Here is a 15020-nt window from a genome sequence, read left to right as displayed (position 1 = left end):
CTGCGGGTGATCAACGTACCGCGCCGCGAGATCGGCTCGACTACCTTGGAAAAACTCGGCAACTACGCCACCAGCCGCAAGATCAGCATGTACGCCGCCGCCGGCGAAATCGGCCTGGGTGAGCAACTGGATGCGCGCTATACCGAACGCCTGGCGCGCTTTACCAAGTGGATGGACCGGGTGCGCCAGGAATGCGCGCAGAACGACCCGATTGCGGCGATCCGCAGCATGGTCATGGACATCGACTACGAGAACTGGCTGCGGCAGAACGCCTCCAACGACAAGGTCGCCGACGCGCGCATGGGCAACGTCTGGTTCCTCGTCGAAGCGCTGAAGAACACCCTGGAGCGCGACGAAGACGGCGACATGACCATCGAGGACGCCATCGGCAAGCTGGTGCTGCGCGATATGCTGGAACGCCAACAGGAAGAAGAGGAAGGCGCCGAAGGCGTGCAGATGATGACCCTGCATGCCTCCAAGGGCCTGGAATATCCGTCGGTGTATATCCTCGGCGTGGAGGAGGAAATCCTCCCGCACCGCTCCAGCATCGAGGCCGATACGGTTGAAGAAGAGCGGCGCCTGGCCTACGTCGGCATCACCCGCGCTAAACGCAACCTGACTATGACCTTCGCTGCCAAGCGCAAACAGTACGGCGAAATTATCGACTGCTCACCGAGCCGTTTTCTCGATGAACTGCCGCCTGAGGATCTAATCTGGGAAGGCCTGGAAGACGCCCCACCCGAGGTCAAGGCTGCTACCGGCAACTCGGCACTGGCCAATATGCGCGCCATGCTGAAGAAATAGCCGCGTAGCGGCGCGCCCGTGGTGTGGCCTCCAGGGATAATTGATCAATCACGATGTAGGTTGGGTTGAGGAACGAAGCCCAACAAGGCGAGTGACATGCCATGCGGCCACCAATGTTGGGCTTCGCCGCTGCGCGTCTCAACCCAACCTACAGCGCAGACCGTAGGATGGGTGATAACCCATCAACCGCTGCGATGGGTTATCACCCATCCTAGGCAAAACACTAGAACAACGAGGGTAACCGCGTGGAAGCGCTAAAACAGAAGATTCGCGATGAAGGCACCGTGCTCTCGGAGCAGGTGCTCAAGGTTGATGCCTTTCTCAATCACCAGATCGACCCGGCGCTGATGCAGCAGATCGGCCATGAGTTTGCCCAGCGCTTCGCCGGCCAGAACATCACCAAGATCGTCACCATCGAAGCCTCGGGCATTGCCCCGGCGGTGATGGCAGGCCTGGAGCTGGGCGTGCCGGTGATCTTCGCGCGCAAGTACCAGTCGCTGACGCTCAAGGACGACCTGTATATCTCCAAGGTGTTTTCCTTCACCAAGCAGACCGAAAGCACCCTGGCCATTTCGGCCAAGCACCTGAACGCCAAGGATCACGTGCTGCTGATCGACGACTTCCTGGCCAACGGCCATGCCGCACGCGCGCTGATCGACCTGATCGGCCAGGCCGGCGCCAGCATCGCCGGCATTGGCGTGGTGATCGAAAAGTCCTTCCAGCGCGGCCGCGCCGAACTGGATGCGCAGGGCTATCGGGTCGAGTCGCTGGCGCGCATTGATTCACTTAAGGATGGTCAGGTCAGTTTTATTGATTAAATGGGGCACACACATGGATCGTGATTACCAAAAGGCGACTACGCACGTGCGCAAGCATGCTGCCAAGACCCTCGACAAGATGCCCTGGATTGCTGGCGGGTTGCTCGGCCTGCTGGCTGTGAGCCTGGCGACGGCCCCGCCCTTACTGCTTCTGCTAGGCGCTAACGCGGTGCTGGGCGGCCTGTTTCTGGCGACCTATGCATTCAGCCTGAAACACCCTGAGTGGCAGTGGCTGACAGGCATGCTAGCCCCAATATGCATGTCACTTACCTCTGTCATGCTCAGCGAGAAACTCGGCTCCAGCGCCTGGTATCTGCTGCAAGGCCCGCTGGCGTTATTCGCTACGTTTAGCCTGCTGGCACTGCTGATGCGCCCATATCTGCGCAAACTGGCTGGAATACCGATAAGACGCCGACACAAAAAAGCCGCCTAAATAGGCGGCTTTTTTACAGCAGAGTCAGGCGTATTACAGGCCGGACATCTTCTGGATCGCTTCACGCAGCTCGTCGTCCGAGCAATCCGCGCAGGTGCCTTTTGGCGGCATGGCGTTGATACCGGAAATCGCCTTGGCCAGGATGCCGTCAAGGCCGCCCTGGTGGTCTGCGCGCTCTTTCCAGGCTGCAGTGTCGCCAATTTTCGGCGCACCCAGGATGCCTGGGGTGTGGCAGGCACTGCAGTGCTTGGCAATGATGTCATCGGCAGTACGCGCACCGCCGCCAGTTGTGGCTGCTACAGCACCCACGCCCTTGCATTCTTCACCCATCACACAGACTTGGCCGACCGGCTTCAGTCGCTCGGCAATGGCATCGTCGGTCGTGGCCTGAGCAGTCACTGCCCACAGAGCCAAAACGGTAGCCGGTGCTACCAGGAGCTTTTTAATCAGGTTCACGGTACACCCTCTTCGTGGCTAGTCACGCTCGCGGCCACGGTTTCGCGAGCGGGCGACAGTATAACGGCAAGCCGCTGCCGCCGAAACAACCCATATTGTCGCAGGGTTATTTAGAAATTGGCCGGCGTAGTTGCGCTAATCAGCCGCGCTGGCTGCTCGAACGGATTACGGAAACGGTGCGGTTTGCTGCTCTCGAAGTAGTAGCTGTCGCCCGGTTCGAGGATAAACACCTCATCACCGACGGTCAGCTCCAGCCTGCCTTCAACCAACATGCCGGCCTCTTCACCCTCGTGGGCGTACATTTCGTCGCCGGTGTCGGTACCGCTGGGGTAAGTTTCATCAAGGAAGGAAATGGCTCGGCTCGGATGCGCCTTGCCCACCAGCTTCATGGTAATGGCCCCGCTGCAGATATCGGTGAGTTCGGCGGCGCGATAGACCACCTGAGCCTGGCTATCCTGCTCCACATCCAGGGAGAAGAACTCCACCAGCGACATGGGGATACCCGCCAACACCTTTTTCAACGAACTGATCGAAGGGCTTACGCTGTTCTTCTCGATCATCGAAATGGTGCTGTTGGTGACGCCCGCCCGCTTGGCGAGTTCACGCTGGGAAAGGCCTTTGAGTTTGCGAATGGATTGCAGGCGTACACCGACGTCCAATGCTGGAGTCCCCCTTGGGATAGATACAGAAAAGTCGCCGTATCATGGCATAGCGTTCGGAATTTACAACACTCGCGTTCAAACTCGTCTACAGCGTGCGTGTTAGAGCCTATTCAAGGGCTCGCGAGCCAGAACCATGCAAGGCGCTACGCCAGTAACAGCCTCCGGCTGATCAAAACAGGCGAGGAACGGTCGGAGTCGCGGGCGACTTTACGGGTTGTAAATGAGCAGTCCGAGCCTGTTTTTAACGCAGCAGGGCCGACGCGCAGCAGCCTTTGAACAGACTCTAAGCCCCGAGATAGAGCAGCGGCGCCCTGCGCAGGTTGCAGAAAAGCTGATAGGGAATGCTGCCCGCCTGGGCGGCCACATCGCTGGCCAGCACCTGTTTACCCCAGAGTTCGACCCGGCTACCCAGGCCCGCTTGCGGCAGATCGGTCAAATCGACGGTGAGCATGTCCATCGACACGCGGCCGATCAGGCGGGTCAGCTGGCCGTCCACCGCCACTGGCGTACCCGTCGGTGCATGACGTGGGTAGCCGTCGGCATAGCCCATGGCGACCACACCGACACGGGTCGGCCGCTCGCTGACAAAGCGCGCGCCATAGCCCACCGGCTCGCCGGCCGGCAGTTCGCGCACGCTGATGATCTTCGATTCCAGAGTCATTACCGGTTGCAGCCGCGCGGCCACTGCCTGCGCCTGTTCGAACGGGGTGGCGCCGTAAAGCATGATGCCAGGGCGCACCCAGTCGCTCGGCACGCTCGGCCAGCCCAATACGGCAGGCGAGTTGCGCAGGCTGACCTCGGCGACAATGCCCTGGCGCGCCTGCTGGAACACGGCCAACTGTTCAGCACTGCGCGGGCAATCCAGCTCGTCGGCACGGGCGAAGTGACTCATCAGAACAATCTTCGCCACCTTGCCACTGGCCAGCAGGCGCTGGTAGGCCGCCTGATAATCGGCCGGGTGCAGGCCGACGCGGTGCATGCCGCTGTCCATCTTCAACCAGACCGTCAGCGGGCCGCGCACAGCGCTGCGCTCAATCGCTTCCAGCTGCCACAGTGAATGCACCACACACCAGAGGTCGTGCTGCTCGATCAGCGGCAACTCGTCGGCCTCGAAGAACCCTTCCAGCAACAGAATTGGCCCGCTAATGCCGGCCTCGCGCAGCTGCAGCGCTTCCTCGATGCAGGCCACGGCAAAACCATCGGCCTGCTCCTGCAACGCCTGAGCACAACGCACCGCGCCATGGCCGTAGGCATCCGCCTTGATCACCGCCAGGGCGCGCGCGCCGCTGACCTCGCGGGCCAGTTGGTAGTTGTGACGCAAGGCTTGCAGGTCGATCAGAGCACGGGCAGGACGCATGATGTTCTCGGCTATCAGCAGTTTTCAGGCTATAAAAAAGCCCGGGGTGATGGCCGGGCAAACACTTATCGCAAACGGGACGGGCCGATTTACAGGGCGGCCACGATCATCATTTCCACCAGCACCTCAGGCTTGTACATCTTCGCCTCGACGCAGGCCCGTGCAGGCGCCGCGCCTGGCGCGACCCAAGCATCCCAGACCTGATTGAGGCCGGCGTAGTCGCGATCCATGTCCTTCAGGTAGATGGTCACGGAGAGGATCTTCGACTTGTCGCTGCCGGCCTCGGCCAGCATGCGGTCGGTGTTGGCCAGGGTTTCGCGGGTTTGCTGCACGATGTCGCCGCTGTAGTCGTCCGCCAGTTGCCCGGCCAGGTAGACCGTGCCGTTATGGATGACGATTTCGCTGTAACGACTTTCAGTGTGCAGGCGCTGTACTGACATGCTTATGACTCTCCTGGGAACGGCTGTAACGGGAAATATCCAGGCCTTCGGCGCTGATCTGCGGGCGCTTTTTCGCCATCAGATCGGCAAGCAGGCGACCGGAGCCGCAGGCCATGGTCCAGCCCAGTGTGCCGTGACCGGTGTTGAGGAACAAATTGCGCAAGCCGGTGGCCCCGACAATCGGCGTGCCATCCGGAGTGGCCGGACGCAGGCCGGTCCAGAATTCGGCCTGGCGCAGATCGCCGCCCTGCGGGTAGAGGTCGGCGGTAATCATTTCCAGGGTGGCGCGGCGACGCGGGTTGAGGCTTAGGTCGAAACCGGCGATCTCGGCCATGCCGCCGACGCGGATGCGGTTGTCGAAACGGGTGATCGCCACCTTGTAGGTTTCATCGAGGATGGTCGAAGTCGGCGCCATCGCCACATTGGTGATTGGCACGGTCAGCGAGTAACCCTTGAGCGGGTACACCGGCGCCTTGATGCCCAACGGCTTGAGCAGTTGCGGGCTGAAGCTGCCGAGGGCGAGCACGTAGCGGTCGGCGGTTTCCAGCTTGCCGTCGATCCACACGCCATTGACCCGATCGCCCACGGCGTCGATGCGCTGAATGTCCTGACCGAAACGGAATTCCACACCCAGCGCCTTGGCCATCTCGGCCAGCTTGCTGGTGAACAGCTGACAATCGCCGGTCTGATCGTTGGGCAGACGCAGCGCGCCGGCCAGTTTGTCGGTAACGGCGGCCAGGGCCGGCTCAACGCGGGCGATGCCAGCGCGGTCGAGCACTTCATAGGGCACACCAGATTGCTGCAGCACGGAGATATCTTTCGCCGCGTTATCCAGTTGCGCCTGGGTGCGGAACAGCTGGGTAGTGCCCAGGCTGCGGCCTTCATAGGCGATACCGGTTTCCGCACGCAGTTCGTCGAGGCAGTCGCGGCTGTACTCGGACAGGCGCACCATGCGCTCCTTGTTCACCGCGTAACGGCTGGCGGTGCAGTTGCGCAGCATCTGCGCCATCCACAGGTATTGGTCGATATCGGCGGTGGCCTTGATCGCCAGCGGCGCGTGCTTTTGCAGCAGCCACTTGATCGCTTTCAGCGGCACACCCGGCGCCGCCCATGGCGAGGCGTAGCCAGGGGACACCTGACCGGCGTTGGCGAAGCTGGTTTCCATGGCCGGGGCATGCTGCCGGTCGACCACCACCACTTCAAAGCCCTGACGCGCCAAGTAATACGCACTGGCTGTACCAATCACACCGCTACCGAGAACCAGAACCCGCATGCCGCTCTCCTCGCCGCGACAATGCGCGACGGATAATTCTTGAGATCACAATTGAGCGCAGTATAGGAAGAGATCAGCAGTGCTTTTCACTATATAAATAGCTATATTTGGCGACAATTCTTGGCAATATCGCCTTCTGTAGAGGGGTATCCACCATGCGCACCCAGCATCAAAGCCGCCGCGAACTGGACAAGATCGACCGCAACATCCTGCGCATCCTGCAGGAAGATGGGCGCATCAGCTTTACCGAGCTGGGCGAACGGGTCGGCCTGTCGACCACGCCTTGTACCGAGCGTGTCCGTCGTCTTGAGCGCGAGGGGATCATCATGGGCTACCACGCCCGGCTCAACCCGCAGCAGCTCAAGGCCAGCCTGTTGGTGTTTGTCGAGATCAGCCTGGACTACAAGTCCGGCGACACCTTCGAGGAGTTCCGCCGCGCCGTGCTGAAACTGCCGCACGTACTCGAATGCCACCTGGTGTCTGGCGACTTCGACTACCTGGTGAAGGCGCGGATCAACGAGATGGCCAGCTACCGCAAGCTGCTCGGCGACATCCTGCTCAAGCTGCCGCACGTGCGTGAGTCGAAGAGCTATATCGTCATGGAAGAAGTGAAAGAGAGCCTGAGCCTACCGATTGCTGAGTAGGTTGGGTTGAGGAGCCTGCGACGAAGCCCAACGAGGTATAAACAAGATAGTCGGGCGGAGCGCTGCGCACTCCCTTGTTGGGCTTCGCTACGCTCAACCAACGTGGCCCGACCAACGTGGCCCGACCCAACCTACACCAGCACCTGGCGGGTAGTCGCAATCAGCTGATGCACCTGCTTTTCCACTGCAGGCTCAATCATCTGCTCCGGCCCCTGGCCGCGCGGGCACGGCAGGCTCGGCGTGGTGCCAAACAGGCGGCAGATCAGCGGGCGCTGGTCATACACCGTGCAGCCTTGTGGCCCTAGGTGTACGCAGTTGTACTCGGCTAGCGCGGCGTCATGCTCGGCATCGCTTTTCACCGGCAGCCGCGACATCTCCTCGGATGACGCGGTGACCGGGCCACAGCAATCATGGCAACCCGGCACGCAGGCGAAACTGGGAATCTGCAAACGCAGCTGGTCGATCTTGCGGCTGGTGCAACTCATGGGCGTGATCCTGAAACACAGGCCGGCATAGTAACCGCGCAGCGGGCTGGATCGCGGTGGCTGCGCGAGCCAGCCGACGAAAATCCGCTTATTTCGCGATTGCCTCTTGGCGTTTGGCAAATCCCACGCTTATGCTTCGTAAAATTTTCCAAACACAATAATCAGGATTCCACACATGAACGCCCGCGTTCACCAGCCGGTTCACAACAGCCAGCACGCCAACTCCTATTACGCCGCCAGCGCCAATCGCCAGCTCGAGTACCCTGCCCTGGGCGGTGAGCTGCGCGCCGATGTGTGCATTGTCGGCGGCGGCTTTTCCGGCGTTAACACGGCCATCGAACTGGCGCAAAAAGGCCTTTCGGTGGTGCTGCTGGAGGCGCACAAAATCGGCTGGGGCGCCAGCGGGCGCAACGGCGGCCAACTGATTCGCGGCGTCGGCCATGGCGTTGAGCAGTTCGAATCGGTGATTGGTGCGCAAGGCGTGCGCGAGCTGAAACTGATGGGCCTGGAAGCGGTGGAAATCGTCCGCCAGCGTATCGAGCAGTTCAACATCGACTGCGACCTGACCTGGGGCTACTGCGACCTGGCCAACAAACCCAGCCACCTCGCCGACTTCGCCGAAGACATGGCCGAGCTCAAGCAGCTGGGTTACCGCCATGAAATGCGCCTGCTGCAACCGGAGCAGGTGCACGAAGTGGTCGGTTCCAACCGCTACGTCGGCGGCATGATCGACATGGGTTCCGGCCACCTGCACCCGCTCAACCTGGCCCTCGGCGAAGCCGCTGCGGCGCAGAGCTTGGGCGTGCAGCTGTTCGAGAACTCGGCAGTGACGCGCATCGACTACGGCAGCGAGGTCAAGGTGCACACCGCCCAGGGCGTGGTGCGCGCAGCCACCCTGGTGCTCGGCTGCAACGCCTACCTGAATGGCCTGAACAGCAACCTGGGCGGCAAGGTACTGCCCGCCGGCAGCTATGTGATTGCTACCGAACCGCTGTCCGAAGCCGAAGCGCGGGCGATCATTCCGCAGAATATGGCGCTGTGCGACCAGCGCGTGGCCCTGGATTACTACCGCCTGTCCGCCGACCGCCGCCTGCTGTTCGGCGGTGCCTGCCACTATTCCGGTCGCGATCCTGCAGACATCGCCGGCTATATGCGGCCGAAAATGCTGGAAGTCTTCCCGCACCTGAAAGACGTGAAGATCGACTACCAGTGGGGCGGCATGATCGGCATCGGCGCCAACCGCCTGCCGCAGATCGGCCGCCTCAAGGAACAGCCCAACGTGTATTACGCCCAGGCCTACTCGGGCCACGGCGTGAATGCCACGCACCTGGCCGGCAAGCTGCTCGGCGAGGCCATCGCCGGCCAGGCCAGCAGCGGTTTCGACCTGTTCGCCAAGGTGCCACACATGACCTTCCCTGGCGGCAAACACCTGCGCTCACCATTGTTAGCGCTGGGCATGCTCTGGCATCGGATGAAAGAGCTGGTCTGATTGCCCTGCGCAGCAGGCCGCAAAGCCTGCTGCGCACTCCCCTTACAGCTTCCAGAACGGCAGAAACGCCTCGCGCCGGGCCTGTTCGCGGCTCAGGCCAATATCCTTGAGCTGCTCATCGGTCAGCGTCAGCAACGCCCGGCGGGTTGTCAGTCGCAGCCAGAATGCGTTCCAGCGGCGTACAGCTGGTTTAATCCCACCCGTACGAGCATACAGATGCCCGACAGCGGACTCCTGCTGCAATTCGTCTGCTTTCATGCTCAGCCTGACATCACTTAAACCGTTCATCGCCTGCTCCTGCCCGTAAGCCTGATGGGAGATCATCATGGGCGAGACGGAAAAAGCATGACAGATGCAAAAATGTAATTTTAAATCCATACAGATTTCAGCGAATAAGCTCTGAATGGTGGATTTATCGTCGATCTGTACTGGCTTTGCGCACCACACAGAGAAATTGCGAGGCAACTGTTATGACGCTCTATATCAATCTGGCCGAACTGCTCGGCACCCGCATCGAGCAGGGCCTGTATCGTCCCGGTGATCGCCTGCCCTCCGTGCGCGCCCTCAGCCTGGAACATGGCGTCAGCCTGAGCACGGTGCAGCAAGCCTATCGCCACCTGGAAGATCAGGGCCTGGCCACACCCAAGCCCAAGTCCGGCTACTTTGTGCCCCAGGCGCGCCACCAGCCGGCGCTGCCGATGGTCAGCCGCATGGCCCAGCGCCCGGTGGATGTCTCGCAGTGGGATCAGGTGCTGGAGCTGATCAGCCGACCGCCGGGGCAGGAAGGCCTGCTGCAACTCGGTCGAGGCCGACCGGATATCGACAGCCCGACGCTGAAACCGCTGCTGCGCTCGCTATCACGCCTGAGCCGCCGCCAGGACGCCAGCAGCCTGACCTACGGCTGCATTTACGGCCACCTGGGCATGCGTGAACAGATCTCGCGGCTGATGCTCGACTCCGGCTGCAGCCTGTCACCCGAGGAGATTATCGTCACCACCGGCTGCCACGAGGCGCTGTCGGCGGCGATCCGCGCTATCTGTGAGCCCGGTGATATCGTTGCGGTGGATTCGCCGAGCTTTCACGGCGTGATGCAGGCGCTCAAGGGTTTTGGCATGAAGGCCTTGGAGTTGCCCACCGACCCGATCACCGGCATCAGCCTGGAAGCGCTCGAACTGGCACTGGAGCAATGGCCAATCAAGGCCATCCAGCTGACCCCGACCTGCAACAACCCGCAGGGCTACATCATGCCCGATGCCAACAAGCGCGCCCTGCTGGCCTTGGCGCAGCGCTATGACGTGGCGATTATCGAGGATGACGTTTACGGCGACCTGGCCTACAGCTACCCGCGCCCACGCAGCATCAAATCCTACGACGAGGATGGCCGCGTGCTGCTCTGCAGCTCGTTTTCCAAGACCCTGGCACCTGGCCTGCGCATCGGCTGGATTGCCCCGGGGCGCTACCTGGATCGCGTGCTGCACATGAAATACATGGGAACCGGCAGCACCGCCCAGCTGCCCCAGCTGGCCATCACCGAATACCTGGAAGCCGGCCATTACGAGCCGCACCTGCGACGCATGCGCGCCCAGTATCAGCGCGGGCGCGACCTGATGATCGACTGGATCAGCCGCTACTTCCCGACCGGCACGCGGGTCAGCCGGCCGCAGGGCAGTTTTATGCTGTGGCTTGAACTGCCGACCGGTTTCGACAGCCAGCGCCTGAACCGCGAATTGCTGCAACACGCCATCCAGATCGCCCCCGGCAGCATCTTTTCCGCCGCCGGCAAATACCGCAACTGCCTGCGCATCAACTACGCCGGCAAACCCACCCCGGAACTTGAACAGGCGATTCGTCAGGTTGGCGAATGCGTGGCCGCACTACTCGCCGAGCAGCAGTTGGCACCAGGGTCAGACTGAGCGCGCTACTCGGAGCGCTCGACCAGCTCGACGCGACGGTTAAGCGCGCGGCCTTCCTCGCTGCGATTGCTGGCCAACGGTGCCGCCATGCCCACCCCAACAGCCGTCAGGCGTTCGCCGGCAATGCCGTGCTGCTCGACCAGCGCCTTGACGATGGACTGCGCGCGCCGTTGCGACAGCTCGCGGTTGTAGTCCAGCGCGCCCTTGCCGTCGCTATGACCGACCACCAGCACCTTGAGCACCGGGCTGGCCTTGAGCAGTTTGGTGATTTCCTCCAGCTGCGCGGCGGAGTCGGCGCGCATGCTGGCCTGATCGAAGTCGAAGAAGATCCCGTACAGCGCCACTTTGCCCTTGGCATCGATATCCACCTGCATGGCCGGCGCCTCAATCACCACCATGCGCTGCTCCATGGCCTTGCGCTCCAGCACATCCAGCCGAATCAGGCTGCGGCCCTTGTTCGGCCCACCCCCGGCCTGATTGAGGATGACATAGAGCGCGACATACAGGTCGCCCTCGGGCCGTTTGAGCCGGGCATACAGGTAACGCTGATCCTGGTGGTACTCACGTAAGTGCATGTCCAGGGTGATCGCATGGTTGAAATTGCGCCCGCCGCACTCCTCACGCGCACACGCGAACAGCGTCTCGAAGCCCGCGTCGGCCAGGGCCTGCTGATAGTTGCGGAAAATCTCCAACGGCGTGCGCTCGGGGGGCGCACGGTAGCCAAGCCGGGTCAGCTTGCCCTCCAGCACCTCGCTGGCATCAAGGTTTTTCTGCAGGCCGCCATAGACCGTGGCTGCGCCCTTGATAAAGCGCCAGTCAGTAAAGGCCTGAACCTCATAGGCATAGATTTCCGCCCCGTCGTAGCGGGCAATAGCCGGGTGGTCGGCACTACCGGGCAGATCGCCGGCAGCGGCCACCCCCGCCACCAGGCTCAAAAATAGTGCAAGGATTCTGCTGAACATGATCGACTTCCCGGCGAATGGATCTGGAGGAAACCCTAGCTGCTGCCCCCCGTGCTCGCCAGCGGGCTGGCAAAGGCCCCACGCTGAAACGCCAGCCAGACAAACAGCGCCGCGCCAATCGCCATCAGGATCGGCAGCGCATGGCCGCTAACCCACTGACTGGCGGCACCGGTCGACAGCGGCCCGAGCAGACAACCCGCGCCCCAGAGCAAGGCAATATGCGAATTGGCGCGCACCAGCGCATCGTCGCGATAGCGCTGGCCGACCAGAATCAGCGACAGGGTATACAGGCCGCCCGCACTGGCGCCGAACAGCACCAGCACCACCCAAATCAGCGGCGTATGCAGCAATGACGGAATGCTCAGGCTCGACAGCAACAGCACCACCCCGCAGCAACGGAACAGCGTCTGCCGTGGCACCCGGTCGGCCATCCAACCAATCGGCAATTGCAGCGCGGCATCACCGACCACCACCGCACTGACCATGATCAACGCCAACTGCTGGGCAAAGCCTTCGCGCACCAGGTACACCGGCAACAGAGTCAGCACCATCGCCTCGAACGCGGCAAACAACACCACCGCCCAGGCAATCGCCGGCGAGGTGCGGCAAAACGCCAGGATGCCACGCCCAGAGGCACTCTGCGCATCGACCTTGGGCGCTCCATCGCGGCCTAACAGCAGCAGGCTACCGCCCACCAGCAGCGCGGCAGAGAACCAGAAGCCGCGGTCACTTTCCGTACCCAGCAGGGTCAACAGCAGCGGCCCGCACAGCTGGCTGAGCGCAAAGCCGGTGCCATACAGCGCCACCAGACGGCCGCGCAGACGGTCCTCGACCAGCTGATTGATCCAGCTTTCGCCGAGCACAAACACCACGGTCAAGGAGATGCCAATCAGCAGACGCAGCAACAGCCACAGCGGGTAGCTCGGCATCACGCTAAGCAGCGCGACCGAGGCGGCGCTGGCCAGCAGGCACAGGCGCAGGGTCTGCGGCGTGCCAAACCAGCCGGCCAGGTGCCCAGTGAGACGCGCCCCGACCAGCACGCCAATGGCCGGCATACCGGCCATCACACCGATGGCAAAGGGGCCGTAACCCCAGGACTCAAGGCGAAACGACACCAGCGGCAGCGTCACGCCCAGCGCCAAGCCAACGATCACCACTGCCGCGCTGACGGCGAAATAGGTCATCCAATTCATTTTTTCACTCCATTCCCTGGCTCGCTCGGCACCCGCACGCAGATGCAAAACGGCCGGGCTCCATAGGAACCCGGCCGCAGGTGTGGCCCTTTTCGAGCCGGCCCCAGAGAGGGCGGACCTTTATCGCAATACTACCCAGCCTGCCTCGACCGGATTGCGCCCCGGAAAAGATCTTCTGGGCTAAGGCCAGTACCAACGACCAACGGGAGTAACAGCCGAAGGCTGGCCCGCAGGGTGAGCGCTAGCGAATCAGGCGCCCCGCAGCTTTTAAGCGCAGCGTACTGCAGTACGTGAGCATTAAAAGCGAGGACGCAACGCCGTATGGCCGACGACCAGGAGATCGCCCTGCTATCGTTAAAGCTTGATCCAGGTCGCCTTGATCTCGGTGTACTTGTCAAAGGCATGCAGCGACTTGTCACGACCGTTACCGGACTGCTTGAAGCCACCGAACGGCGCAGTCATGTCGCCGCCGTCATACTGGTTGACCCACATGCTGCCAACGCGCAGGGCCTTGGCTGCCAGGTGCGCCTTGGACAGGTTGCTGGTCCAGATGGCTGCGGCCAGGCCGTAGATGCTGTCGTTGGCGATCTGGATGGCTTCCTCAGTGCTGTCGAACGGAATGACCGTCAGCACCGGGCCAAAGATTTCTTCCTGGGCGATGCGCATGGCGTTGTGCGCGTCATCGAAGATGGTCGGCTCGACGTAGACGCCGCCGGTCTCTTCCAGGGTGCGCTTGCCACCGCAAAGCAGCTTGGCCTGATCCTTGTGGCCGGCGTCGATATAGCCGAGCACCGCATTCAGGTGGCCGGCGTCGACCAGCGCGCCGACCTTGGTGTCCGGGTCCAGGGCGTGACCGGCTTTCCAGTCCTGCATGGCTTCCAGGACCATCGGCATGAAGGTGTCTTTGATCGACCGCTCCACCAGCAAGCGCGAGCCGGCGGTGCACATCTCGCCCTGGTTGAAGCAGATCGCCGCTGCGGCGGCTTCGGCTGCCGCTTTGAGGTCCGGCGCATCGGCGAAGACGATGTTGGCGCTCTTGCCGCCCGCTTCCAGCCAGACGCGTTTCATGTTCGATTCGCCGGCATAGATCATCAGCTGCTTGGCGATCTTGGTCGAACCGGTGAACACCAGGGTGTCGACATCCATGTGCAGCGCCAGCGCCTTGCCGACGGTATGGCCGTAACCCGGCAGCACGTTGAGCACGCCCGCCGGGATGCCGGCGTCCAGCGCCAGCTGGGCCATGCGCAGGGCAGTCAGCGGGGATTTTTCGGATGGTTTGACGATTACCGAGTTACCGGTGGCCAGGGCCGGGCCGAGCTTCCAGGCGGTCATGATCATCGGGAAGTTCCACGGCACGATGGCCGCAACGACGCCGACCGGCTCGCGGGTAACTAGGCCCAGCTCGTCGTGCGGAGTAGCCGCCACTTCGTCGTAGATCTTGTCGACCGCTTCGCCGCTCCAGCGAATCGCCCGCGAGGCACCCGGTACGTCGACGCCCAGGGCGTCGCTGATCGGCTTGCCCATGTCGAGGGTTTCCAGCAGCGCCAGCTCCTCAGCGTGCTGATCCATCAGGTCGGCAAAGCGGATCATCACGCGCTTGCGCTGCGCCGGGGCCATGCGCGACCAGACGCCAGATTCGAAGGTGGCGCGGGCATCCGCCACGGCCAACTCGGCATCGGCCAGATCACAGCTGGCCACCAGGCCGAGCAGACGACCGTCGACCGGGCTGATGCACTCGAAGGTGGCCCCGGAGACAGCAGCGCGGTACTCGCCATGAACAAAGGCGCGGCCTTCGATCTTCAGGTTGTTGGCGCGCTGCTCCCAGTCGGCACGAGTCAGGCTAGTCATTCGAACATCCTCTATCGCTAGTAAAGCGCCGCAGGTCGGCCGCACGCGCTGTCAATTATTCTGCATGGGGGCCGCAAGAACCTGCTCACCCAATCCTGCCGGCAACACTAAACCAGAGGCTTGCACACTTCCAATATTTTTTACAAAAACTGGCAAAGCCGCCTTGTTATGTGTGCTTTATTAAACATAGACTGCCGAAATCGTCACCCCGACCGACAACAAGCCTGGCCTTAACAGGCACTC

General features: G+C 62.2%; 16 protein-coding genes. 6 read left to right on the top strand and 10 right to left on the bottom strand.

Annotated elements, in window-relative coordinates:
- The 3 genes from Q8O69_RS19855 to Q8O69_RS19845 form a co-directional block, all read left to right on the top strand.
- Positions 1-804: 3'-5' exonuclease (locus Q8O69_RS19855; protein WP_305593928.1), on the top strand; the 804-nt coding region annotated here is incomplete at its 5' end.
- 245 nt (positions 805-1049) lie between these two features.
- Positions 1050-1622, top strand: coding sequence for a xanthine phosphoribosyltransferase (locus Q8O69_RS19850; RefSeq protein WP_275960237.1), 573 nt, complete (start codon positions 1050-1052; stop codon positions 1620-1622).
- Positions 1623-1668: 46 nt separating this feature from the next.
- On the top strand, positions 1669-2055 hold the full coding sequence (locus tag Q8O69_RS19845) for a hypothetical protein (RefSeq protein WP_305593927.1): 387 nt from the start codon (positions 1669-1671) through the stop codon (positions 2053-2055).
- Positions 2056-2088: 33 nt separating this feature from the next.
- Here the strand turns inward: Q8O69_RS19845 and Q8O69_RS19840 are convergent, their stop codons facing one another.
- The 5 genes from Q8O69_RS19840 to dadA all read right to left on the bottom strand — a co-directional run bounded on the left by Q8O69_RS19840 (position 2089) and on the right by dadA (position 6243).
- On the bottom strand, positions 2089-2511 hold the full coding sequence (locus tag Q8O69_RS19840; RefSeq protein ID WP_275960235.1) for a cytochrome c5 family protein: 423 nt from the start codon (positions 2509-2511) through the stop codon (positions 2089-2091).
- A 110-nt stretch (positions 2512-2621) separates the two neighbouring features.
- Positions 2622-3170 carry a cupin domain-containing protein gene (locus tag Q8O69_RS19835; protein WP_305593926.1) on the bottom strand — a complete coding sequence of 183 codons (549 nt, stop codon included), beginning with the start codon at positions 3168-3170 and terminating at the stop codon, positions 2622-2624.
- A gap of 286 nt (positions 3171-3456) precedes the next feature.
- Positions 3457-4530 (bottom strand): alanine racemase, encoded by a 1074-nt coding sequence (alr, locus tag Q8O69_RS19830; protein WP_305593925.1) that lies wholly within the window; start codon positions 4528-4530, stop codon positions 3457-3459.
- An 89-nt stretch (positions 4531-4619) separates the two neighbouring features.
- Positions 4620-4970, bottom strand: coding sequence for a RidA family protein (locus tag Q8O69_RS19825; RefSeq protein WP_090250506.1), 351 nt, complete (start codon positions 4968-4970; stop codon positions 4620-4622).
- Complete coding sequence (gene dadA, locus Q8O69_RS19820; protein ID WP_305593923.1) at positions 4945-6243, bottom strand: D-amino acid dehydrogenase; 1299 nt, start codon at positions 6241-6243, stop codon at positions 4945-4947. Before dadA ends, Q8O69_RS19825 begins: the two co-directional genes overlap by 26 nt.
- A 155-nt stretch (positions 6244-6398) precedes the next feature.
- Here dadA and Q8O69_RS19815 point away from each other — a divergent pair, with 155 nt between their 5' ends.
- Complete coding sequence (locus Q8O69_RS19815; RefSeq protein WP_090240673.1) at positions 6399-6887, top strand: Lrp/AsnC ligand binding domain-containing protein; 489 nt, start codon at positions 6399-6401, stop codon at positions 6885-6887.
- A gap of 131 nt (positions 6888-7018) precedes the next feature.
- Here the strand turns inward: Q8O69_RS19815 and Q8O69_RS19810 are convergent, their stop codons facing one another.
- A complete protein-coding gene (locus Q8O69_RS19810) occupies positions 7019-7372 on the bottom strand; it encodes a YkgJ family cysteine cluster protein (protein ID WP_305593919.1) in 354 nt (117 codons plus the stop codon).
- A 175-nt stretch (positions 7373-7547) separates the two neighbouring features.
- Here Q8O69_RS19810 and Q8O69_RS19805 point away from each other — a divergent pair, with 175 nt between their 5' ends.
- Positions 7548-8861: an FAD-binding oxidoreductase gene (locus Q8O69_RS19805; protein WP_305593918.1), complete on the top strand. Its 1314-nt coding sequence runs from the start codon at positions 7548-7550 to the stop codon at positions 8859-8861.
- 42 nt (positions 8862-8903) lie between these two features.
- Here the strand turns inward: Q8O69_RS19805 and Q8O69_RS19800 are convergent, their stop codons facing one another.
- Complete coding sequence (locus Q8O69_RS19800; RefSeq protein ID WP_305593932.1) at positions 8904-9149, bottom strand: DUF1127 domain-containing protein; 246 nt, start codon at positions 9147-9149, stop codon at positions 8904-8906.
- A gap of 182 nt (positions 9150-9331) precedes the next feature.
- Here Q8O69_RS19800 and Q8O69_RS19795 point away from each other — a divergent pair, with 182 nt between their 5' ends.
- Entirely contained in the window at positions 9332-10774 is a 1443-nt protein-coding gene (locus Q8O69_RS19795; protein ID WP_305593917.1) for a PLP-dependent aminotransferase family protein, read from the top strand.
- A 5-nt stretch (positions 10775-10779) separates the two neighbouring features.
- Here the strand turns inward: Q8O69_RS19795 and Q8O69_RS19790 are convergent, their stop codons facing one another.
- From Q8O69_RS19790 to Q8O69_RS19780, 3 genes are all read right to left on the bottom strand, one after another.
- Positions 10780-11736, bottom strand: a complete 957-nt coding sequence (locus tag Q8O69_RS19790; protein WP_305593915.1) for an OmpA family protein — start codon at positions 11734-11736, stop codon at positions 10780-10782.
- Between the two features lie 35 nt (positions 11737-11771).
- Complete coding sequence (locus Q8O69_RS19785; RefSeq protein WP_305593913.1) at positions 11772-12929, bottom strand: MFS transporter; 1158 nt, start codon at positions 12927-12929, stop codon at positions 11772-11774.
- A gap of 354 nt (positions 12930-13283) precedes the next feature.
- Positions 13284-14777 (bottom strand): aldehyde dehydrogenase, encoded by a 1494-nt coding sequence (locus Q8O69_RS19780; RefSeq protein ID WP_305593911.1) that lies wholly within the window; start codon positions 14775-14777, stop codon positions 13284-13286.
- Positions 14778-15020: the final 243 nt, after the last annotated feature.

It is taken from the genome of Pseudomonas sp. (genome assembly GCF_030690725.1).
GTDB lineage: Bacteria > Pseudomonadota > Gammaproteobacteria > Pseudomonadales > Pseudomonadaceae > Aquipseudomonas.
Note: the sequence above shows the minus strand (reverse complement) of the source record. Positions and strands in the feature narration are given on the sequence as shown.

What these genes read in the sequence shown, in the direction of transcription:
- alr (WP_305593925.1), bottom strand. Translation starts at nt 4,530, where the DNA reads ATGCGTCCTGCCCGTGCTCTGATCGACCTGCAAGCCTTGCGTCACAAC.
- Q8O69_RS19825 (WP_090250506.1), bottom strand. Translation starts at nt 4,970, where the DNA reads ATGTCAGTACAGCGCCTGCACACTGAAAGTCGTTACAGCGAAATCGTC.
- dadA (WP_305593923.1), bottom strand. Translation starts at nt 6,243, where the DNA reads ATGCGGGTTCTGGTTCTCGGTAGCGGTGTGATTGGTACAGCCAGTGCG.
- Q8O69_RS19815 (WP_090240673.1), top strand. Translation starts at nt 6,399, where the DNA reads ATGCGCACCCAGCATCAAAGCCGCCGCGAACTGGACAAGATCGACCGC.
- Q8O69_RS19810 (WP_305593919.1), bottom strand. Translation starts at nt 7,372, where the DNA reads ATGAGTTGCACCAGCCGCAAGATCGACCAGCTGCGTTTGCAGATTCCC.
- Q8O69_RS19805 (WP_305593918.1), top strand. Translation starts at nt 7,548, where the DNA reads ATGAACGCCCGCGTTCACCAGCCGGTTCACAACAGCCAGCACGCCAAC.
- Q8O69_RS19800 (WP_305593932.1), bottom strand. Translation starts at nt 9,149, where the DNA reads ATGAACGGTTTAAGTGATGTCAGGCTGAGCATGAAAGCAGACGAATTG.
- Q8O69_RS19795 (WP_305593917.1), top strand. Translation starts at nt 9,332, where the DNA reads ATGACGCTCTATATCAATCTGGCCGAACTGCTCGGCACCCGCATCGAG.
- Q8O69_RS19790 (WP_305593915.1), bottom strand. Translation starts at nt 11,736, where the DNA reads ATGTTCAGCAGAATCCTTGCACTATTTTTGAGCCTGGTGGCGGGGGTG.
- Q8O69_RS19785 (WP_305593913.1), bottom strand. Translation starts at nt 12,929, where the DNA reads ATGAATTGGATGACCTATTTCGCCGTCAGCGCGGCAGTGGTGATCGTT.
- Q8O69_RS19780 (WP_305593911.1), bottom strand. Translation starts at nt 14,777, where the DNA reads ATGACTAGCCTGACTCGTGCCGACTGGGAGCAGCGCGCCAACAACCTG.